23 protein-coding genes are annotated in these 18,207 nt (G+C 64.0%); 8 read left to right on the top strand and 15 right to left on the bottom strand.

Going from position 1 to position 18,207, the window contains the following annotated elements:
• Window positions 1–8: 8 nt before the first annotated feature.
• Window positions 9–530, top strand: a complete 522-nt coding sequence (locus MRBLMA1_RS18350) for a GNAT family N-acetyltransferase (RefSeq protein ID WP_363738724.1) — start codon at window positions 9–11, stop codon at window positions 528–530.
• Between the two features lie 17 nt (window positions 531–547).
• Here MRBLMA1_RS18350 and MRBLMA1_RS18345 read toward each other — a convergent pair whose 3' ends face one another.
• The 6 genes from MRBLMA1_RS18345 to rpmF form a co-directional block, all read right to left on the bottom strand.
• A complete protein-coding gene (locus MRBLMA1_RS18345) occupies window positions 548–913 on the bottom strand; it encodes a MerR family transcriptional regulator (RefSeq protein ID WP_363738962.1) in 366 nt (121 codons plus the stop codon).
• 71 nt (window positions 914–984) lie between these two features.
• On the bottom strand, window positions 985–1,281 hold the full coding sequence (gene ihfA, locus MRBLMA1_RS18340) for an integration host factor subunit alpha (protein ID WP_007687990.1): 297 nt from the start codon (window positions 1,279–1,281) through the stop codon (window positions 985–987).
• Between the two features lie 44 nt (window positions 1,282–1,325).
• On the bottom strand, window positions 1,326–1,544 hold the full coding sequence (locus MRBLMA1_RS18335; RefSeq protein ID WP_363738722.1) for a hypothetical protein: 219 nt from the start codon (window positions 1,542–1,544) through the stop codon (window positions 1,326–1,328).
• 41 nt (window positions 1,545–1,585) lie between these two features.
• Window positions 1,586–2,554 carry a beta-ketoacyl-ACP synthase III gene (locus MRBLMA1_RS18330; RefSeq protein ID WP_363738720.1) on the bottom strand — a complete coding sequence of 323 codons (969 nt, stop codon included), beginning with the start codon at window positions 2,552–2,554 and terminating at the stop codon, window positions 1,586–1,588.
• Window positions 2,551–3,576: a phosphate acyltransferase PlsX gene (plsX, locus tag MRBLMA1_RS18325; protein WP_363738961.1), complete on the bottom strand. Its 1,026-nt coding sequence runs from the start codon at window positions 3,574–3,576 to the stop codon at window positions 2,551–2,553. Before plsX ends, MRBLMA1_RS18330 begins: the two co-directional genes overlap by 4 nt.
• Before the next feature lie 68 nt (window positions 3,577–3,644).
• Complete coding sequence (rpmF, locus tag MRBLMA1_RS18320) at window positions 3,645–3,824, bottom strand: 50S ribosomal protein L32 (protein ID WP_013848214.1); 180 nt, start codon at window positions 3,822–3,824, stop codon at window positions 3,645–3,647.
• Between the two features lie 208 nt (window positions 3,825–4,032).
• Between rpmF and MRBLMA1_RS18315 the strand changes: the two genes are divergently transcribed.
• Window positions 4,033–4,464, top strand: a complete 432-nt coding sequence (locus MRBLMA1_RS18315) for an MAPEG family protein (protein ID WP_363738717.1) — start codon at window positions 4,033–4,035, stop codon at window positions 4,462–4,464.
• Between the two features lie 3 nt (window positions 4,465–4,467).
• Here MRBLMA1_RS18315 and MRBLMA1_RS18310 read toward each other — a convergent pair whose 3' ends face one another.
• The 5 genes from MRBLMA1_RS18310 to MRBLMA1_RS18290 form a co-directional block, all read right to left on the bottom strand.
• Window positions 4,468–5,124: an MBL fold metallo-hydrolase gene (locus MRBLMA1_RS18310; RefSeq protein WP_363738715.1), complete on the bottom strand. Its 657-nt coding sequence runs from the start codon at window positions 5,122–5,124 to the stop codon at window positions 4,468–4,470.
• A gap of 101 nt (window positions 5,125–5,225) precedes the next feature.
• Window positions 5,226–5,651: an RrF2 family transcriptional regulator gene (locus tag MRBLMA1_RS18305; protein WP_363738713.1), complete on the bottom strand. Its 426-nt coding sequence runs from the start codon at window positions 5,649–5,651 to the stop codon at window positions 5,226–5,228.
• Window positions 5,652–5,707: 56 nt separating this feature from the next.
• Window positions 5,708–6,772 (bottom strand): glycerophosphodiester phosphodiesterase, encoded by a 1,065-nt coding sequence (locus MRBLMA1_RS18300; protein ID WP_414714775.1) that lies wholly within the window; start codon window positions 6,770–6,772, stop codon window positions 5,708–5,710.
• Entirely contained in the window at window positions 6,769–7,125 is a 357-nt protein-coding gene (locus tag MRBLMA1_RS18295; protein ID WP_363738711.1) for an ArsC family reductase, read from the bottom strand. Before MRBLMA1_RS18295 ends, MRBLMA1_RS18300 begins: the two co-directional genes overlap by 4 nt.
• 17 nt (window positions 7,126–7,142) lie before the next feature.
• Window positions 7,143–7,523: a RidA family protein gene (locus MRBLMA1_RS18290; RefSeq protein ID WP_133653550.1), complete on the bottom strand. Its 381-nt coding sequence runs from the start codon at window positions 7,521–7,523 to the stop codon at window positions 7,143–7,145.
• A 135-nt stretch (window positions 7,524–7,658) separates the two neighbouring features.
• On the opposite strand from MRBLMA1_RS18290, the gene MRBLMA1_RS18285 reads away from it, so the two are divergent.
• Window positions 7,659–7,964, top strand: coding sequence for a hypothetical protein (locus MRBLMA1_RS18285; RefSeq protein WP_363738708.1), 306 nt, complete (start codon window positions 7,659–7,661; stop codon window positions 7,962–7,964).
• 144 nt (window positions 7,965–8,108) lie between these two features.
• Entirely contained in the window at window positions 8,109–8,684 is a 576-nt protein-coding gene (locus tag MRBLMA1_RS18280; RefSeq protein ID WP_363738706.1) for a thermonuclease family protein, read from the top strand.
• A gap of 67 nt (window positions 8,685–8,751) precedes the next feature.
• Here MRBLMA1_RS18280 and MRBLMA1_RS18275 read toward each other — a convergent pair whose 3' ends face one another.
• The 4 genes from MRBLMA1_RS18275 to MRBLMA1_RS18260 all read right to left on the bottom strand — a co-directional run bounded on the left by MRBLMA1_RS18275 (window position 8,752) and on the right by MRBLMA1_RS18260 (window position 12,782).
• The gene (locus MRBLMA1_RS18275) at window positions 8,752–9,264 is read right to left on the bottom strand and encodes a glycine zipper 2TM domain-containing protein (RefSeq protein WP_363738704.1); all 513 of its coding nucleotides are present in this window, start codon (window positions 9,262–9,264) and stop codon (window positions 8,752–8,754) included.
• A gap of 185 nt (window positions 9,265–9,449) precedes the next feature.
• A complete protein-coding gene (locus MRBLMA1_RS18270; RefSeq protein ID WP_363738702.1) occupies window positions 9,450–10,505 on the bottom strand; it encodes a ribonucleotide-diphosphate reductase subunit beta in 1,056 nt (351 codons plus the stop codon).
• A gap of 18 nt (window positions 10,506–10,523) precedes the next feature.
• Entirely contained in the window at window positions 10,524–10,766 is a 243-nt protein-coding gene (locus MRBLMA1_RS18265; protein ID WP_363738700.1) for a hypothetical protein, read from the bottom strand.
• Between the two features lie 45 nt (window positions 10,767–10,811).
• A complete protein-coding gene (locus tag MRBLMA1_RS18260; RefSeq protein WP_363738698.1) occupies window positions 10,812–12,782 on the bottom strand; it encodes a ribonucleoside-diphosphate reductase subunit alpha in 1,971 nt (656 codons plus the stop codon).
• A gap of 498 nt (window positions 12,783–13,280) precedes the next feature.
• On the opposite strand from MRBLMA1_RS18260, the gene MRBLMA1_RS18255 reads away from it, so the two are divergent.
• From MRBLMA1_RS18255 to MRBLMA1_RS18240, 4 genes are all read left to right on the top strand, one after another.
• Window positions 13,281–13,925, top strand: a complete 645-nt coding sequence (locus tag MRBLMA1_RS18255; RefSeq protein ID WP_363738696.1) for a glutathione S-transferase family protein — start codon at window positions 13,281–13,283, stop codon at window positions 13,923–13,925.
• 314 nt (window positions 13,926–14,239) lie between these two features.
• Complete coding sequence (locus tag MRBLMA1_RS18250) at window positions 14,240–15,760, top strand: fumarate hydratase (RefSeq protein ID WP_363738694.1); 1,521 nt, start codon at window positions 14,240–14,242, stop codon at window positions 15,758–15,760.
• Window positions 15,761–15,809: 49 nt separating this feature from the next.
• On the top strand, window positions 15,810–16,715 hold the full coding sequence (locus MRBLMA1_RS18245; protein WP_363738692.1) for a DMT family transporter: 906 nt from the start codon (window positions 15,810–15,812) through the stop codon (window positions 16,713–16,715).
• 96 nt (window positions 16,716–16,811) lie between these two features.
• A complete protein-coding gene (locus MRBLMA1_RS18240) occupies window positions 16,812–18,176 on the top strand; it encodes a methyl-accepting chemotaxis protein (RefSeq protein ID WP_363738689.1) in 1,365 nt (454 codons plus the stop codon).
• Window positions 18,177–18,207 lie beyond the last annotated feature (31 nt).

Below are 18,207 nucleotides of genomic sequence, written 5' to 3'. Positions count from 1 at the left end.
CAGCGCCGATGACGCCGATCCACTGGCGATGGGCGGAGCCGCGCGATGCCGCGGCGCTGTCGCTGCTGGGCGGCGCAACCTTCCTCGCCAGCTTTGCCTATGATCATCCGGGCGACGCCCTGATTGCCCATGTCCGGACCGCCCATGGGGAGGATTTCTATGCCGCGGCGCTGGCCGATGCGGATCAGGCGGTGCTGATTGGGGAAACCCCGCTGGGCGCGCCGGTGGGCTATGCGCTGCTGGCGCCGCCCAGGCTGCCGATCGAAACGCGGCAGGACGATCTCGAACTCAAGCGCATCTATCTCCTCTCCGGCTGGCAGGGCGGCGGCAATGGCGATGCTCTTCTGGCACGGGTGATGGAGGAAGCGCGGCAACGCGGCGCAAGGCGCATGTTGCTCGCGGTCTATACCGACAATGCGCGGGCGCAGCGCTTCTATGCCCGGCATGGATTCGTGGAGATAGGCGAGACCGTCTTCATGGTCGGCAACGTGCCGTTTCGCGACCTGATCTACGCAGCGCCGGTGGTTTGATCACCACCGGCATAGAGCTATTCGCCTATCGCCCTGGCCAGCGTTGCGCGGATGGCCTCCAACCGGGGAAGCAGATCGGCGCCCCGGGTCGATTCGGCATGGCCTGCCCGGGGCGGCGCGGATGATGTCCGCACCGAATCGCCGCCGCCTTCGCCCAGCGCCTTTTGCGCACCCTTCACGGTGAAGCCCTCGACATTCAGCAGATGGTTGATGCGCCGCACCAAGGCCACGTCGGCGGGCCGGTAATAGCGGCGATTGCCCGATCGCTGGAGCGGGCGCAACTGGGTGAAGCGGGTTTCCCAATAGCGCAATATATGCTGCGGCAGATCAAGTTCGCTTGCCAGCTCGCTGATCGTCAGAAATGCGCCCTCTGCCTTTTCCATGGTCATGATGTTGCACCCTTAGCGGCGCAAAGGTCAACCTTCGGGAAAATAGCCGTTTTGGCGGGCCGTTTTCAGGCCGAGGCGACGCGGTCCCGCATCGTCTGGCTGGCGCGGAAGGTCAGCACCCGGCGCGGTTCGATCGGCACTTCGACACCCGTCTTCGGGTTGCGGCCCATGCGTTGCGTCTTGTCGCGCAGGACAAAGGTGCCGAAGCTGGAAATCTTCACATTTTCCCCGCGTTCCAGCGCGGCGGACATATGCTCCAAAATGGATTCGATCAGGGTTGCCGCTTCTGCCCGCGAAAGGCCAATATGACGGTTCACGCTCTCCGCGAGATCCGCGCGCGTCAGAGTTCCGTTACCGCTCATCCTATGTCCCCACCATGACACCCGTCGAGCCTAAACGCGGGTGATCACTCGATAATGTGCGCGATTCCTAATGATTCGGCAAGATGATCGATCGCCGAAATCCTTAAAAAACCGTGAAAAATCGACATGGTAACGGTCCCAAAAGGGAGCTTGGCGGAATGGGGGACGCAGATGCGGTCCATCGGGGGCGGAATCAGGCACGTGGCGGTCGTTGCGGCAGTGATCGGCAGGTGGATCGGGACAAAGGAACGAAGCTTTTCCATCCCCTTATCCGCGACATGGCAACGCGGTGCCAGGCGGCCCTTTACACCCGCAGGACGCAGGCGCCCCAGGTGAAGCCGCCGCCCATCGCCTCCAGCACCAGCAGCTGGCCGGGCTGGATGCGGCCATCGCGCATGGCAAGGTCCAGCGCCAGGGGTACCGACGCGGCGGAGGTGTTCGCATGGCGATCGACCGTCATCACCACCCTTTCCGGCGAGAGCTTCAGCTTGCGCGCGGTCGCGTCAAGGATGCGGGCATTGGCCTGATGCGGCACCAGCCAGTCGATCTCCGACGTTGCAAGGCCGGCAGCCTCCATCACTTCGGTCAGGACCGAGGCAAGATTGGTGACGGCGTGGCGGAACACCTCCTGCCCCTTCATCCGCAGCTTGCCGACGGTCTGCGTCGTCGAGGGGCCGCCATCGACATAGAGAAGCTGGTTGTGCCGGCCATCGGCATGGAGTTTCGAGGCTAGGATGCCGCGCTTGCCGTCGGCGCTTTCCTCCGCGCCCAGCACCACCGCCCCCGCTCCGTCGCCGAAGAGCACGCAGGTGGTGCGATCTTCCCAGTCCAGGATGCGACTGAAGGTTTCCGAGCCGATGACGATCGCGTTCCGGGCCGTGCCCGACCGGATCATGCTGTCCGCGACGGTGATGGCATAGAGGAAGCCGGAGCAGACCGCCGCCACGTCGAACGCGACGCAGTCATCGATGCCGAGCGCCGCCTGCACGATGGTGGCCGTGGCCGGGAAGGTCTGATCGGGCGTGGCCGTCGCCAGGACGATGAGGTCGATGTCCTGCGCCGACAGGCGGGCAGCCTCCAGCGCCGCCTTCGCCGCGTCGGTGGCAAGGCTGGCGGTGGTTTCGCCCTCTCCCGCGATGTAGCGCATGCGGATGCCGGTGCGCTCCACGATCCATTCGTCGCTCGTGTCCACGGTCCTGGCCAGTTCGGCATTGCTGACGGAGCGGACCGGCAGGGCGGAACCCGTGCCCAGGAGAACGGATCGGCGAATCACTTTGCGGGCAGCTCCATCCTGGATGCGGGGGCAGTCAACCCCTCGATCCCGTGCATGTCGGCGGCGATGCGCCGGGTGATGTCTTCCTCCAGCAGCCGGGCGGCGACATGGACGGCATTGGCGACGCCCTTGTCATTGGCGCTGCCATGGCTTTTCACGACCACGCCATTGAGGCCGAGGAAAACCGCGCCATTATGGTTGTTCGGGTCGAGATGATGGCGCAGCAGGTGCATTGCGGGCTTGGATATCAGGAAGCCGAGCTTCGAGCGAATCGAACTGGTGAAGGCCGTGCGCAGCAGGTCGGTGACGAAGCGGGCGGTGCCCTCCGCCGTCTTGAGCGCCACATTGCCGGAAAAGCCGTCCGACACGATGACGTCGACATCGCCCCGGCCGATCTTGTCGCCTTCGGTGAAGCCCTCGAATGACAGCGGCAGGCTGGTCGCGGCGCGCAGGATCGCGGCGGCGTCGCGGATCTCCTCCGTGCCCTTCATCTCTTCCGTGCCGATGTTCATCAGGCGAACGCGAGGACGCTCAAGGTCGAGGGCGATGCGAGCGTAGGCGGCGCCCATCACCGCGAACTGGACGAGATTGCGGGCGTCGCATTCGGTGTTGGCGCCCAGGTCCAGCATGACCACGTCATTGTCGCCCAGCGTCGGCAGCATGGCGGCCAGCGCAGGCCGGTCCACGCCCTTCATGGTACGGAGCGCCAGCTTCGCCATCGCCATCAGCGCGCCGGTATTGCCCGAAGAGACGGCCGCGCCGCAGGTTCCCGCCTTCACCGCCGCGATCGCCATGCTCATGGAGCTGGTCTTCTTTCGGATGGCGACGCTGGGTTTGTCCCCTGCATCCACGACATCGGGCGCGTGGACGATTTCCGACGCGGCGCGCAGATTGGGATGACTGTCAAGCGCAGACTTGATCCGCACCTCGTCTCCGAAAAGGGTGAAGCGCAGCCCTTCGTGACGGCGACGGGCGAGCGCCACGCCCGCCATCATCACGCGCACGCCTTCATCCCCGCCCATCGCGTCTATTGCGATTCGCGGCTGGCTGGACAAGTTAACGCACCCTTTTCAGGAGAAATGCTTGAGCGTCAGGCCCCGACCGCGACAACTTCACGGCCGTTATAATGGCCGCAGGCGTCGCAGAGATTGTGCGGGCGCTTGAGTTCGCCGCAGTTCGAGCATTCCTGATAGGCCTCGACGCGCAGCGAGTCATGGCTGCGGCGCATGCCGCGGCGGGACGGGGACGTTTTCCTCTTGGGGACAGCCATGTCGGCACCTTATTCCATAAATTGATCTGTTAGTGCGACTGGCCGTATCCGATGGATGTCGACGCCAACGGCGCCGCAGACCCATGCGGCCCGGATGATCGCGAAGCCCTGCGCCTATAGCGTTTTTTGGCCCATGCGCAAGTCCTTCTTGCCCCGGCGGGCCGCCGCCCTATTCTGGCGGGCGTCTCGACAAAAGGGGGTAAATCCGATGTTGCTGCCGATAACGCTGACGCTGGCCGCGGCCTGCGCGCTGCTCAACATGTGGCTGGGCGTGCGCTGCGCGCGAATCCGGATTTCCGACCGGGTGATGCATGGCGACGGCGGCAGTGGGCTGCTGGCCAAGCGGATGCGGGCGCATGCCAATTTCATCGAATATGTGCCGGTGACGCTGATCCTCTTCGGCCTGGTGGAACTGGCGGTCGGGGCGTCGATCTGGCTTTGGATCGCGGCGCTGGTGCTGGTGCTGGCGCGAATCGCCCATGGATTTGGGATGGATGCGGACAAGCCCACCGTCTGGCGTGCGGGCGGGGCGCTGCTGACCTGGGCGGTGATGGTCGGCATGGCGGTGACGGCACTCTATGTCGCCTATGGCGCGACCCGCGCAATGCCGGCGCCGCCCGCCATGGCGATGATCCGGTAGGGATCAGGCCAGCACGGCATCCCCGACAAAGGGGTTGGTGCGTCGTTCATGGGCGAAGTTGCTCATCGGCCCATGTCCGGGGACGAAAGCCGTGTCGTTGCCCAGCGGCCATAGCTTGCCCGTGATCGCGTCGATCAGATCCTGATGATTGCCCATCGGAAAGTCCGTGCGCCCGATCGAACCCTGGAACAGCACGTCGCCGACGATGGCGAGCTTGCTGGGGGCGTGGTGGAAGACGACGTGCCCCGGCGTATGGCCGGGACAGTGATAGACGTCGAGCGTGAGATTGCCGACCGTGACGCGGTCACCATCCTTCAGCCAGCGATCAGGTTCGAAACTCTCGCCATTGATGCCATATTTGCGACCGTCCTCATCGAGCCGGTCGATCCAGAAACGGTCGGCCTCATGCGGACCTTCGATCGGCACGCCCAGGTCGCGAGCCAGCATGCCCGCCTGACCGCAATGGTCGATATGGCCATGGGTGACGAGGATCTTCTCTATGGTGACGCCTTGCTGCTCGGCCGCCCTCTTGAGCACCGGCAGGTCGCCGCCAGGATCGACGAAGGCGCCGCGATTGGTCGCCGTGCACCAAAACAGCGTGCAATTCTGCTGGAGCGGAGTGACCGGGATCAGGGTGGCTTTGAGGGGTGGAGTCGTCATGGCGTTGATGTGGCGAAGCTGCGCGTCCGGCGCAAGGCTTTGGGCAGGAGCCGGGCATTCGCATCCGGCGGGAGGAACGGAAATGGCTCGGATCGAGCCTCTTACCCCATTTCCTCCGTCGCGAAGGGTTCGGCCAGGCTGATGCTGTCCAGCACCTTGGCGGTCTCGTCGCGTACGCGAAGCATCACGCGGTGCAGGCGGCATTCCGATTCGGGCAGGCAGTTGGTGCAGGTTTCATGCGCGAAGCGGCTGGCGCAGGGCGTGAGCGCGAGCGATCCGCGCGTCAGCCGGACGATGTCGCCATAGCTGATGTCGACCGGGGCCAGCGCCAGCCAGTAGCCGCCATCGCGCCCCCGCTGCGTGGCGACCAACCCTTCGCGCGACAGTTCCGACAGGATCACGGTCAGGAATTTGGAGGGGATATTCTGGCGCGTGGCAATCTCACCCAAGGGCACCGGACCCTGGCGATAGCGGTCTGCGAGATGTTGGAGAGCGCGGATAGCGTAACGGGTCTTCTGCGAAAGCATAAGGCTGTTATTCGCTTCCGCCGCAGGTTTGACAAGTCATCAGCGAGAATGAACCATCAGGGCGCGGGCTTCAGCGCCTCGCGTGCCTGCCTGGGAAAATCGCTGAACATGCCGTCGACGCCCGTGCCGGCGACTGCCCTTGCATAGCCGGCAAAATCGCCCCGGCCCTGCGGATCGTCGGGACGCTGGAAGGCCGTGGGCAGGAAGCTGTTTTCCATGCGCAGCGTCCACACATGGACCTGCAGCCCGGCCTGATGGGCGCGATCGACAAGGCCGGTCGGCCCCTCCGGCGCCAGCACCATGGCTGTGGGCGGGCCGATGCCGTCGGCATAGTCGGCGATCTGCTCCAACCCCCTGGTCGTCATCATGTCGGCATAGGTCGTGCCCGGCGCATCGGCCGGACCACCCTCCCCATCCACAAGCTGGATCAGGCGCAGGCGGGTCGCTGCGCGCAGGGCCTTGAGGTTCCCGACCTCAAAGGACTGGATGAAGACCGGATCGGCCTCCGTCTGATAGCCATATTGGCTGAGCAGAGCGAGCAAGGGCGCCTGATGGGGCAGGCCGATGCCGGCGAAATAGCTCGGATGCTTGGTTTCGGGATAGACGCCGATGCGGCGGCCGGTCTCCGCCTCCTTGGCTCGCACCAGCTTCAATATCTCCTCGAAGGTCGGTATCGGATAGAGGTCATTGAAGCGGCTGTTGGCGGGACGGAGCGCGGCCAGGCGCTCGCGGGCGCGCAGCGTGCGCAATTCCGCCAGCGTGAAATCCTCGGTGAACCAGCCGGTCACCTGTTGCCCGTCGATCGTCCTGGTGGCCTTGCGGGCGGCGAATTCCGGATGGTCCGCGACGTCGGTCGTGCCGCCTATCTCATTTTCATGCCGGGCGACGAGGACGCCATCCCGCGTCAGCACCAGGTCCGGCTCGATATAGTCGGCGCCCTGATCGATCGCGCGCTCATAGGCGGCGAGCGTATGTTCGGGCCGCTCGCCGCTGGCGCCGCGATGGGCGATGATGAGGGGTTCTGCCCCGGTCTCTGCCATCACAGGCGCCGCCATCAACAGGGTGAGGAGGAGGATGGCGGTCCGATGGATGACCGGCCGCAGCATCCTCCCCAGGATCATGCCTTCACGCCCTCCAGCGCATCCTCATAGGTGGTCGCCTTGAAGCCGACGACGGTGCGGTCGCCCAGGTCCAGGATCGGTCGCTTGATCATAGAGGGGTTGCTCATCATCAGCAGCACCGCCTTTTCCGCGTCGATATGCGCCTTGTCACCCGCATCCAGCGCCTTGAAGGTGGTGCCGGAACGGTTGAGGATGGTTTCCCATCCATGCTCCATCACCCATTCCTCCAGCTTTGCCTTGTCGACGCCCGACACCTTGTAGTCGTGGAAGCCGTAGGCCTTGCCGCTATTGTCGAGGAAATTGCGCGCCTTCTTGATCGTGTCGCAATTCTTGATGCCGTACATGGTCAGCATGGCCATTATCCCCCAAATTACCCGCGATATGCGGTGACTTCGATCTCGATCTTCATCTCCGGCTTGATGAGGCCGGTGACGATGCAGCTCGCGGCGGGGCGGAGGTCGCCGAAGACCGGCGCGGTCGCCTCCCCCAGCACGTCCCAATAGGCCGGGTCCGTGATGTAATAGGTGACGCGTACCACGTCCGCGAAGGAAAAGCCCGCCTCCTCCAGCGCCCGGCCGATGACCTTCAGCGCGTTCCGGCCCTGGTCGACGACGGATTCGGGCATGGCCCTGGTTTCGGGATCGGTGCCGGTAGTGCCGGCGACGAAGCACCAGTCGCCCTGTACGACGGCGCGCGAATAGCCGACCTGCGCCTCGAAAGGCGAGCCGGAGGAAATGAGCTGGCGGGGCATGGAAGTTCCTTGTGCAGAACGAGGCGAAAAGGATCGTGGCGGCTCTTGCCCCGTTCGCAGGATGCTGTCCAGCGCCTTTTGCCGGGCGGGAACGGGGCGGGCCGCCGGCCGTTGGAGCGGGGAAGGAGACAGAGCATGAACCGACCCGACAACAGCCCCTTCCCCGATACGGGCGAGGAGAATGGCGAACAGGACGAAGCGGGTTCGCAGGCGCAGGACGTGGCCCATGAGGCGCGGGCGCGATCGACGGATCTGGCCGAGGACAGTGAGCGCGGCGGCCGGCCCAATCCGGCCCAGATCCTGCCCGACGACACGCCCGATCTGGTCGAGAGGATGGAGGAGATGAACCAATCCGGCCGGATCGACAATGACGCCTTCGCCGGCGAACCGCAGATGGACGATGAGGAGGATATATTGGGGCCAACCGAAGACGAGGATTAGGGTTCGGTTCGGGATGCGGCATAGGCGGGGTCAGCAAGGGTCCTGCTGATCAGGCCAACGGTTTGCGCGAATGATCTTTGATCCCGGTCGGATCGGACGATTTTCGCACGAGACGGGAAGCGCGCTCCCCGTTATGGGCGCGTCATGGGTAAAAGGTCGGGGAAGGCGCGCGGGGAGCGAATCTGGCTGGCGGAGGCTGGCCGCGCTGGTCGAGGGCGCCTGCGACCCAGGAAGCGGGGATATCCGTCCATTGCCGTCCTGGTCGTCGGCGGGGTGCTGGTCGGCGCGGCGCTGGGCTGGTTCGGGCCGGATCTGCTGCAACGCGTCCAGCAGCATTGGCATGAACCCGCCTCGCCTGCCTCAAGGGACAGCCTGTCGGCGCAATTCGGTTTCTGCCATGTCGGCGGCGGCGTCAATTGCGTTGTCGATGGGGACACCTTCTGGTTCCATGGCGAAAAGGTGCGGGTCATGGACATCGATGCGCCGGAAACGCACGGGCCGCGCTGTGCCGAGGAAGCCGCGCTAGGTGTGCGGGCAACGCAGAGACTGCAACAGTTGATGAATGCCGGCCCTTTTTCTCTGGAGAGTGGAGACCGGGAGACCGACCGCTATGGGCGCGCATTGCGGGTAGTGACGCGGGGCGGTCAATCGATCGGCGAGGTGCTGGTGGCCGAAGGGCTGGCGCGCGAATGGGACGGTGCGCGGCATCCATGGTGTTGAGGGCCTGATGTTGACGGCCTGATTTCGGGCGGTTCGTTGAGGGAGGGCCTTCGCCCTCCCCCGCGGTTTAGCGGCAGTTCAGATTGCCGCGATCGACTTCCCGACCCAGTAGCGCGCCAGCGCCTGCACCGATCAGGATGCCTGCCGTGTTCGAACGGCCGCGGTCGAGCTGACCACCAAGCAGGCCGCCCAGCGCCGCGCCGACGATCAGGCCGGTGGTGCCGTCCGAACGGCGGCAATAATAGCGGTCGTCATAGCCGCGATAGATGCGGGTGGAACGGGTCACGCGGATCGGCTCATAGCCGTCGCGATAATAGCGATCGGGCCGATAATAGCGGCCATAGCGCGGGTCCGGCCGGTTCCAGTCATAGCTGTAGATCACGCCGCCAGGACGGCGCCAGCCTTCGTGCCGGCCATTGTCGTGACGCCCTCCATGCTTCCAGTCGTCGCGGCCATGACCGCGCTCCCCACCGCGACCATGCCCCGCCCATGGCGGCGGATCAGCGGCTGCCGGAGCAGCGCTCAAGGTTACCGCGCCAAGCGACAGGGCGGCGAAAGCGGCTTTCAGGTTGAATCTCATCTCTGGTTCCCACGGTCCAATTATCGATGGGAGCACAACAAACCAAGGCGGATAAATGTTTCATGAACGGAACAAAACGCAGCGTTCATATAGGGGTCAGTTTGCCGGCCGGCGGCTGTCAGGAAAGCATTCCCTTGGTCGAAGGGCGACACCGCTGTCGCGGCGCCGCCTTTCCCGTTTCGCGATTACTCCGCCGCGATTCCCGCCGCCTTGAACATGTCCGGATCGCCCGCCTCGTCGGCATTGGCGGCAGTGCCGCCCTTGAGCTTCGTGCGGCGGTCGAAGGCATCCCATACGTCGTTCCACTGGCCGCGGGTCGCCGCCTTCGAATATTCCGTCGCGCGGGTTTCGAAGAAATTGGCATGCTCCACGCCGTTGAGCAGCGGGGTCAACCAGGGGAGCGGGTGCTCGTCGATCATGTAGATGGGCTTGAGGCCCAGCTGCCCCAGCCGCCAATCCGCGATGTAGCGGACATATTTCTTGATGTCCTTGGGCGTCATGCCGGGGACCGGGCCCATTTCGAAGACCAGGTCGACGAAGGCGTCCTCGATGCGGACGGTCTTCTGGCACATGTCCATGATGTCGTCCTTGACCGACGCGGTCAGGCAGTCGCGTTCCTTCACGAAGGCATGGAAGAGGCGGACAATGCCCTCGCAATGCAGCGTCTCGTCCCGGACGGACCAGCTTACGATCTGGCCCATGCCCTTCATCTTGTTGAAGCGCGGGAAGTTCATCAGCATCGCGAAGGAGGCGAAGAGCTGGAGCCCCTCTGTAAAGCCGCCGAACATGGCCAGCGTCTTGGCGATATCCTCGTCCGTGTCGACGCCGAACTGCTGGAGATAGTCGTGTTTGTCCTTCATCTCCTTATATTGCATGAAGGCGCTATATTCGCTTTCGGGCATGCCGATGGTGTCGAGCAGGTGCGAATAGGCGGCGATGTGGACCGTTTCCATGTTGCTGAAGGCGGTCAGCATCATCTTGACTTCGGTCGGCTTGAACACGCGGCCATATTTTTCGTGGTAGCAGTCCTGCACCTCCACGTCGGCCTGGGTGAAGAAGCGGAAGATCTGCGTCAGCAGATTGCGCTCATGGTCGGAAAGCTTCTGCGCCCAATCACGGCAATCCTCGCCCAGCGGCACTTCCTCCGGCAGCCAGTGAAGCTGCTGCTGGCGCTTCCAGAACTCATAGGCCCAGGGATATTCGAAGGGCTTGTAGACCTTGCTGGCTTGAAGAAGAGGCATGGTGGTTACTCCGGGCGATCAGGTGAGCGCAGCGGCAAGGCCAATCAGCGCAATAATAAATCCAATTACGGTCAGAAGCCACGCATGAACGCGGTTCATGATCCGATCAAACGCGGTCAATGGAAGCGGCTCGGTTCCGGCCGCTTTGAGGATCGCAGCTTCAGCCAATGAAATGCTTTCATCAGGCTTCCGTCGCAAACTGGAAATGCCCAGGAGAAGCATTCCCATCCCTATGGCAGCCATGACGACCAACTGCGTCACCACGATCCTCCTGCTCGGTCAAAGTACCACTTTGACCGAAAATCATCACTGGCAGGCGAGGCACTCGTCATAGTCGGTGGTCTCGCCAATTTCGAATTTCGGGGCGTCGATGGTGTTGTCGGCCTCCACGCCGCCTGCGAAGCCAGCGCGTTGGACCGACTTGGAGCGCAGATAATAAAGCGACTTGATGCCCAGTTCCCACGCTCGGTAGTGGAGCATGAGGAGGTCCCATTTTTCCACGTCCGCCGGGATGAACAGGTTCAGCGACTGGGCCTGGTCGATATAGGGCGTGCGGTCGGCGGCCAGTTCGAGCAGCCAGCGCTGGTCGATCTCGAAGCTGGTCTTGAACGTGTCCTTTTCTTCCTGGCTGAGGAAGTCGAGATGCTGGACGCTGCCGCCCTTTTCCAGGATCGAATTCCAGACGGCGGTCGAATCCTTCGCCTTTTCGACCAGCAGCTTTTCCAGATAGGGATTCTTGACCGAGAAGCTGCCGGACAGCGTCTTGTGCGTGTAGATGTTCGCCGGAATAGGCTCGATACAGGCGGACACGCCGCCGCAGATGATGCTGATCGACGCCGTGGGCGCGATCGCCATCTTGCAGCTGAACCGCTCCATCACGCCCATGTCGGCGGCGTCCGGGCACGGGCCGCGCTCGACCGCGAGCTGCATCGAGGCCTCGTTCACCTTCTCGTTGATATGCTTGAAGATGCGCAGGTTCCAGCTTTTCGCCATGGCGCCTTCAAAGGGAAGCCCCCGGGCCTGGAGGAAGGAGTGGAACCCCATCACCCCCAGGCCCACTGACCGTTCACGGCTCGCACTATATTTCGCCCGCGCCATTTCCGGCGGCGCGCGGTCAATATAGTCCTGCAGCACATTGTCGAGGAAGCGCATGACATCCTCGACAAAGCGCCCGTCGTCCTTCCACTCATCCCATGTTTCGAGATTGAGCGAGGAGAGACAGCAGACAGCCGTGCGGTCATTGCCGATATGGTCGCGACCCGTCGGCAAAGTGATTTCGGAACACAGGTTCGATGTCGACACCTTGAGGCCCAGATCGCGATGATGCTTGGGCATCGTGCGATTCACGGTGTCGTTGAAGACGATATAGGGTTCGCCGGTGGCGAGGCGGACCTCCACCAGTTTCTGGAACAGCGCACGGGCGTTGACGCTGCCACGCACCGACTGGTCCTTCGGGCTGCGCAGGGCGAAATCCTTGCCGTCGCGCACCGCTTCCATGAACTCGTCGGTCAGGAGGACGCCGTGGTGCAGGTTCAGCGCCTTGCGGTTGAAGTCGCCGCTGGTCTTGCGGATTTCCAGGAACTCCTCGATCTCCGGATGGGAGATGTCGAGATAGCAGGCGGCCGAACCGCGGCGCAGGCTGCCCTGGCTGATGGCGAGGGTGAGCGAGTCCATCACCCGGACGAAGGGAATGATGCCGCTGGTCTTGCCGTTGAGGCCGACCGGCTCGCCAATGCCGCGCACATTGCCCCAATAGGTACCGATGCCGCCGCCGCGCGAGGCGAGCCAGACATTCTCGTTCCAGGTGTTGACGATACCTTCCAGGCTGTCGTCGACGCTGTTCAGATAGCAACTGATGGGCAGGCCGCGGCCGGTGCCGCCGTTGGAGAGGACAGGCGTGGCGGGCATGAACCAGAGGCGCGAGATATAGTCGTAGACGCGCTGGGCATGGTCGGCATCGTCGGCATAGGCGGCCGCGACGCGGGCGAACAGATCCTGATAGGACTCGCCGGGCAGCAGATAGCGGTCCTGCAGCGTATCCTTGCCGAATTCGGTCAGCAGAGCGTCGCGGCCAGCATCGGTCACGACATGGAAACGCCGCTCCAGCACGGTGGACGAGCCGGGCGTGGGATCGGCCTTGGGCGCCGGCGCCTGATCCACCGGTGCCTGTTCCGAAGGAACTGGGGCCTTCTTCTTGTCCGCCACGGTTTCGACCACTTCGTCAATCACGGTTGCCACGTCGCCTGCACTCACCTGTTCGCTGTCTCGAAAATCCATGACCAACTCCCCCGAATGTTCCTGTTTCGTTCGATTCGGTCAAGCCGGTGCCGGCCGGGCCGAACGAATGTAGCATTATCGACCCGGTCAGGCACGGAGATGGGGCCAGCAGAGCGGATCGCAAGGCAAAAACAGCCTCCCTCCGGGAAGGAGCCCGGCCGGTGCAATCACAATCTGTTGGGTAACCCCCGTTAACCCGATACAAGGGATAGTGCCACAGCTTCATTTCCTTTCAAGGGGGTAAATGACAGTTCGGGGACTCAGCTCATCGACGCCGGGAGTCATCTCGTCGACGGTTCGGCACGTCGCAGCGCAGCGACGCGCCGACTTTCCTCGGCTTTGCAAAAGACAAGAGGGACAATTGGGGGACGAAAATAAATTTGGCTTGCCACGCAATTGCGCGGGCCGGCCGATTCTGCCCATGGCGCTTCATGACGGACGCATGACAGGTTATGGCGGAGGGGGCGGCAAAAGCATTGCGACATGAGAGGAGCCAACATGATTCTCTACTATCACCCCCTCTCCTCCTGCAGCTGGAAGGTGCTGATAGCGCTTTACGAAAACGGCACGGCCTTCGAACCGCGCGCACTCGACGATGCGGCGGCGGCGCAGTCCTGGCTGGCGCTGTGGCCGCTTGGCAAGTTCCCCGTGCTGCGCGACGAGGCGCGGGACAGGACGATCGCCGAAACCAGCATCATCGTCGAATATCTGGGGCAGCATCATCCAGGGCCGTTCCGCCCGATCCCGCAGGAAGGCGATGCGGCGCTGGAGGTGCGGCTGACGGACCGGCTGTTCGACATCTATGTCATGACGCCGATGCAGGCGATCGTCGCGGACAAGATCCGGCCGGAGGGCGTTGCCCATGACACCCACGGCGTCGGGGAAGCGCGGCGGATGCTGGGCAAGGCCTATGCCCTGCTGGAGGACAGGATGGCGGGGCGGCGATGGGCGGCGGGGGACGACTTCACCCTCGCCGACTGCGCGGCGGCGCCTGCGCTCTTCTATGCGGACAGGATCGAGCCCATGCGGGGCGGCTTTCCCCGACTGCGCGCCTATCTGGAACGGCTGGAGGCGCGGGAGAGCTTTGCGCGGGTGCTGCGCGAAAAGGAACCATGGTGGCATATGTTCCCCTTTGCCGATTAGGGATTGCCAGGCGACCGGAACCGATCGCTGGTCAGGAAGTCGCGGAAAGCAGGGAATCCAGCGCATCGGCGCCGTGAGTCTTCGCCTGCCCAGGCCTTGAGCGGCCGCTCATAGCGCCTGGCGGCCGGCAGTCAGCGCCGGATCGGTCACGACCTCCACTGCGCCGCAGGCGAAGAAACCGGCATCGGCGCCCCACGCCTTCAGGGCGGCCGCCCGTTCCCTGCCGCTACTGGACTCGGGCGCGATTCCCTACTAGCCGCTCCCCTGCATGGACCCGCCGTGCAGGGCGGGCCTTAGACTAGGGACCAGGGTAGATGACCGTCATCAAGACCGCCGATCTGATCGAGAGCGTTGCCGACGCGCTTCAGTTCATCAGTTACTATCATCCGATGGATTATATCCGCGCGCTGGGCAAAGCCTATGAAGCGGAGGCCAATCCGGCGGCCAAGGACGCCATCGCCCAGATCCTTACCAACAGCCGCATGTGCGCCGAAGGCCATCGCCCGATCTGCCAGGACACCGGCATCGTCAATGTGTTTATCAAATGGGGCATGGACTGCCGCCTGGACGACAATAGCCGATCCATGCAGGACGTGGTCGATGAAGGCGTGCGCCGCGCCTATCTCAACCCTGAAAACCGCTTGCGCGCCTCGATCCTGAAGGATCCCGCCTTCAGCCGCGTCAACACGAAGGACAATACGCCCTGCGTGCTGAACGTCGAGATGGTGCCCGGCGACAAGGTGATCGTCGATGTCGCGGCCAAGGGCGGCGGGTCGGAGAACAAGACCAAGTTCAAGATGATGAACCCCAGCGATTCGATCGTCGACTGGGTACTGGAAATGGTGCCGCAGATGGGCGCGGGCTGGTGCCCGCCCGGCATGCTGGGCATCGGCATCGGCGGCACCGCGGAAAAGGCGGTGGCGTTGGCCAAGGAATCGCTGATGGACCCCATCGACATGGGCGAATTGAAGGCGCGCGGACCACAGAACGAGATCGAAAAGCTGCGCATCGAGATTTTCGACAAGGTCAATGCGCTGGGCATCGGCGCGCAGGGCCTGGGCGGCTTGGCGACCGTGCTGGACATCAAGATCTACGACTATCCCTGCCATGCGGCGGGCAAGCCGGTGGCGATGATCCCGAACTGCGCGGCCACCCGGCATGCGCATTTCACGCTGGACGGTTCAGGCCCGGCCTATCTGGAAGCGCCGAAGATCAGCGAATGGCCGCAGGTCGACTGGAAACCGAGCAAGGAAGCGATCCGCGTCGATCTGGATAGGCTGACGCCGGAAGTGGTGCAGAGCTGGAAGCATGGCGACCGCCTGCTGCTCAACGGCAAGATGCTGACCGGACGCGACGCGGCGCACAAGCGCATCCAGGACATGTTGAGCCGTGGCGAGGAGCTGCCGGTCGATTTCAAGGGCCGCGTCATCTATTATGTCGGTCCGGTCGATCCGGTGCGCGACGAGGTGGTCGGCCCCGCCGGTCCCACGACCGCGACCCGCATGGACAAGTTCATGGACATGATGCTGGAACAGGGCCTCGCCGCCTGCGTCGGCAAGGCCGAGCGTGGTCCCGCCGCGACGGACTCGATCGCCAGGCACAAGAGCGCCTATCTGATGGCGGTCGGCGGCGCCGCCTATCTGGTCGCCCGCGCGATCAAGGCGGCCAAGGTGGTCGGCTTTGAGGATCTGGGCATGGAGGCGATCTACGAGTTCGAGGTGCAGGACATGCCCGTCACGGTCGCCGTCGACAGCGAAGGCCAGAATGTCCACCGCCTCGCTCCGCTGGTGTGGCAGGAGAAGATCAGGAAGGAAGGCCTTCTCGAAGGGGCATGAGCTTCGCCTTGTCCTCCCCGTCACAGGACGGGGACGGGGGGAAGGATAGATGATCTGGCTTCCGGCGACATTGCTGGCGGGCGCGATCCAGGCGTGGCGGACCGCGGTGCAGCGCCGCGTGAGCAGGGAGATGTCCGTCAACGCGGCGGGACTGGTGCGCTATCTCTATGGCCTGCCGTTCACGATGCTGCTGCTGGCGGGTCATCGACTGATCTTTCCCGGGCCCCTCCCCTCGCCCGATCCGTCCTTCCTGCTGTTCTGCCTGGGCGGCGGGCTGGCGCAGATCATCGCGACCAATCTGCTGATCATGGCCTTTGCCCATCGCAATTTCGTCGTCGGCACCGCTTATTCCAAAACGGAGGCGGTGCAGGGGGCCATCCTGTCCTTCCTGCTGATGGGGGAGCGCCTGCCCCCCCTGGCCTGGGTGGGGATAGGCTGCGGCGTGGCGGGCATCATGCTGTTGTCGATCGGAGGTGAAAGACCCGGCTTCATCAGCGCTTTGGGACAGCCGGCGGCCCTGTGCGGGATCGCATCCGGCTTCTTCTTCGCCCTGACCGCGATCGCCATCCGGCGGGCGACGCAGGAAGTGGGGGGCAGCGCGGACGCGGACCCGATCCTGGCCGCGCTGATCGTGCTGGTCGTCACCGTGGCGATGCAGACGATGATGCAGGGCGGCTTCCTGCTGCTGCGCGAACCTGGCGAAATGCGCAAGGTGCTGCGCGGCTGGCGCATTTCCGGACAGGTGGGGCTGTTGTCCGCGCTGGGTTCGGCCTGCTGGTTCACCGGCTTTGCCACGGCGCCGGTCGCGCTGGTGCGGATCGTCGGGCAGGTGGAGGTCGCCTTCACGCTGGGCTTCGGCCATTTCTATCTGGGCGAGCGGATGAAGCGCAGCGAGGCGATGGGACTGATCCTGGTGGCCACCGGCGTCGTGCTGGCGCTGGCGGGCGCGCTGTAACGGCCCGCCGCATCGCTAACGGATATTTTACCAACGTCCGATAGCTCGACCGGCGTGGAAAACCAGGCAAGAAACCGGAATATCGAGCAGGCGGTGATGAAGGTGGCCAGGCTGTCGGGCGACCTGGGCATCCGTACGCTCGACCTGCAGGCAGACATCAGCGAACTGGCGGAGCGCGTCACCAACCAGGCGCGCACCATAGAGGCGATCAGCGGCGCGGCGGCGCAGCTTTCCCGCGACGGCGAAAGCGTGTCGTTGGCAGGGCAGGATGCGCGCGAAAAGGCCGTGGCCGCGCGCAGCATCATCCAGGATTCCGGACGCCAATTGTCGGACGCCAACGGCAATTTCGTCGACCTGATCGAGCGGGTGAGCAGCGTTCATGCCCAGCTGGACGGTTTTCGCGAGGCGCTGAAGACCGTCGCCCATGTCACCAGCGTGATCAGCGGCATTGCCAGCCAGACCAATTTGCTGGCGCTGAACGCCACCATAGAAGCGGCGCGCGCGGGCGACGCCGGGCGCGGCTTTGCCGTGGTGGCGGCGGAGGTCAAGAAACTGGCGCAGGAAACCGCGACCGCCACCCAGACGATCGATCGGTCGATCGGCGCGTTGACCGGCGAGGCGGGCAAGATGCTGGAAGGCATTGTCCACAGCGCGGAAACGGCGCGTACCGCTCTCAACGACACCAAGAATATCGAACTGCTGGTCGAACGGCTCGGCGCGTTGATGCAGGATCTTTCCAGCAACAGCGAGACCGTGGCCGAACGCATCACCTCCATCGTCGCGTCGGCAGGCGAGATTCGCGGCGGGCTGGCGGCGCTGGCAAGCACATCGACCGACAATGCGGGCGGCCTGCAGAGGCTGTCCTCCCGTATCTCGATCGCCAGCGAGGACACCAACCAACTGCTGCAACTAATGGCGGAAAGCGGGGTCGAGATTGCCGACACGCCCTATATCGACTTCTGCCTGGGCGCGGCGCAGGCGGTAAGCGACGCGCTGGAACTGGCCATTGTGGAAGGCCGCCTGACGGAAGGCGAACTGTTCAGCGAAACCTATATGCCCATCCCCGAAACGCAGCCGGTGCAATATAGCCATCCGGTGCAGCCGGTGCTGATCCCTGCGGCACGGGCGCAGCAGGAACGAGCGCGCGCCTTTCCGGGGCTGTTCGGCATGACCTTCACCGACCGCAACAGCTTCGGCGCGGTCGCCATGCCGGAACGATCGCATCCGCAGCGGTCGGGCGACGACAACTGGAATTTCGAATATTCGCGCCAGGGGCTGATCTTCGACTTTCCCGACACGCGCGAACAGTGCCGGATCACACAACCCTTCTGCATCAAGGCCTATCGGCGGCTGAACGCGGCGGGCGAGGTCATCTTGCTGAAGCAGGTCATCGCTTCCATCCACGTGCGCGGACGGCATTGGGGGATTTTGCAGATGGCCTATCAGGACCAGGACAGGTGAGATTCCCCGGCTGTGGCATGGGCATGCCCGA

Source organism: Sphingobium sp. LMA1-1-1.1 (genome assembly GCF_040676365.1).
Taxonomy (GTDB): domain Bacteria; phylum Pseudomonadota; class Alphaproteobacteria; order Sphingomonadales; family Sphingomonadaceae; genus Sphingobium.
This window is presented reverse-complemented; position numbering and strand designations above follow the sequence as displayed.

Coding starts and splice junctions, on each gene's coding strand:
- MRBLMA1_RS18350 (WP_363738724.1), top strand. CDS start 9: ATGACGCCGATCCACTGGCGATGGGCGGAGCCGCGCGATGCCGCGGCG.
- MRBLMA1_RS18285 (WP_363738708.1), top strand. CDS start 7,659: ATGAACCGACCCGACAACAGCCCCTTCCCCGATACGGGCGAGGAGAAT.
- MRBLMA1_RS18305 (WP_363738713.1), bottom strand. CDS start 5,651: ATGCTTTCGCAGAAGACCCGTTACGCTATCCGCGCTCTCCAACATCTC.
- MRBLMA1_RS18295 (WP_363738711.1), bottom strand. CDS start 7,125: ATGCTGACCATGTACGGCATCAAGAATTGCGACACGATCAAGAAGGCG.
- MRBLMA1_RS18335 (WP_363738722.1), bottom strand. CDS start 1,544: ATGGAAAAGCTTCGTTCCTTTGTCCCGATCCACCTGCCGATCACTGCC.
- ihfA (WP_007687990.1), bottom strand. CDS start 1,281: ATGAGCGGTAACGGAACTCTGACGCGCGCGGATCTCGCGGAGAGCGTG.
- MRBLMA1_RS18290 (WP_133653550.1), bottom strand. CDS start 7,523: ATGCCCCGCCAGCTCATTTCCTCCGGCTCGCCTTTCGAGGCGCAGGTC.
- MRBLMA1_RS18315 (WP_363738717.1), top strand. CDS start 4,033: ATGTTGCTGCCGATAACGCTGACGCTGGCCGCGGCCTGCGCGCTGCTC.
- MRBLMA1_RS18245 (WP_363738692.1), top strand. CDS start 15,810: ATGATCTGGCTTCCGGCGACATTGCTGGCGGGCGCGATCCAGGCGTGG.
- MRBLMA1_RS18255 (WP_363738696.1), top strand. CDS start 13,281: ATGATTCTCTACTATCACCCCCTCTCCTCCTGCAGCTGGAAGGTGCTG.
- MRBLMA1_RS18250 (WP_363738694.1), top strand. CDS start 14,240: ATGACCGTCATCAAGACCGCCGATCTGATCGAGAGCGTTGCCGACGCG.
- MRBLMA1_RS18240 (WP_363738689.1), top strand. CDS start 16,812: ATGAAGGTGGCCAGGCTGTCGGGCGACCTGGGCATCCGTACGCTCGAC.
- MRBLMA1_RS18300 (WP_414714775.1), bottom strand. CDS start 6,772: ATGATCCTGGGGAGGATGCTGCGGCCGGTCATCCATCGGACCGCCATC.
- rpmF (WP_013848214.1), bottom strand. CDS start 3,824: ATGGCTGTCCCCAAGAGGAAAACGTCCCCGTCCCGCCGCGGCATGCGC.
- MRBLMA1_RS18310 (WP_363738715.1), bottom strand. CDS start 5,124: ATGACGACTCCACCCCTCAAAGCCACCCTGATCCCGGTCACTCCGCTC.
- MRBLMA1_RS18345 (WP_363738962.1), bottom strand. CDS start 913: ATGGAAAAGGCAGAGGGCGCATTTCTGACGATCAGCGAGCTGGCAAGC.
- MRBLMA1_RS18280 (WP_363738706.1), top strand. CDS start 8,109: ATGGGTAAAAGGTCGGGGAAGGCGCGCGGGGAGCGAATCTGGCTGGCG.
- MRBLMA1_RS18270 (WP_363738702.1), bottom strand. CDS start 10,505: ATGCCTCTTCTTCAAGCCAGCAAGGTCTACAAGCCCTTCGAATATCCC.
- plsX (WP_363738961.1), bottom strand. CDS start 3,576: ATGGGCGGGGATGAAGGCGTGCGCGTGATGATGGCGGGCGTGGCGCTC.
- MRBLMA1_RS18260 (WP_363738698.1), bottom strand. CDS start 12,782: ATGGATTTTCGAGACAGCGAACAGGTGAGTGCAGGCGACGTGGCAACC.
- MRBLMA1_RS18275 (WP_363738704.1), bottom strand. CDS start 9,264: ATGAGATTCAACCTGAAAGCCGCTTTCGCCGCCCTGTCGCTTGGCGCG.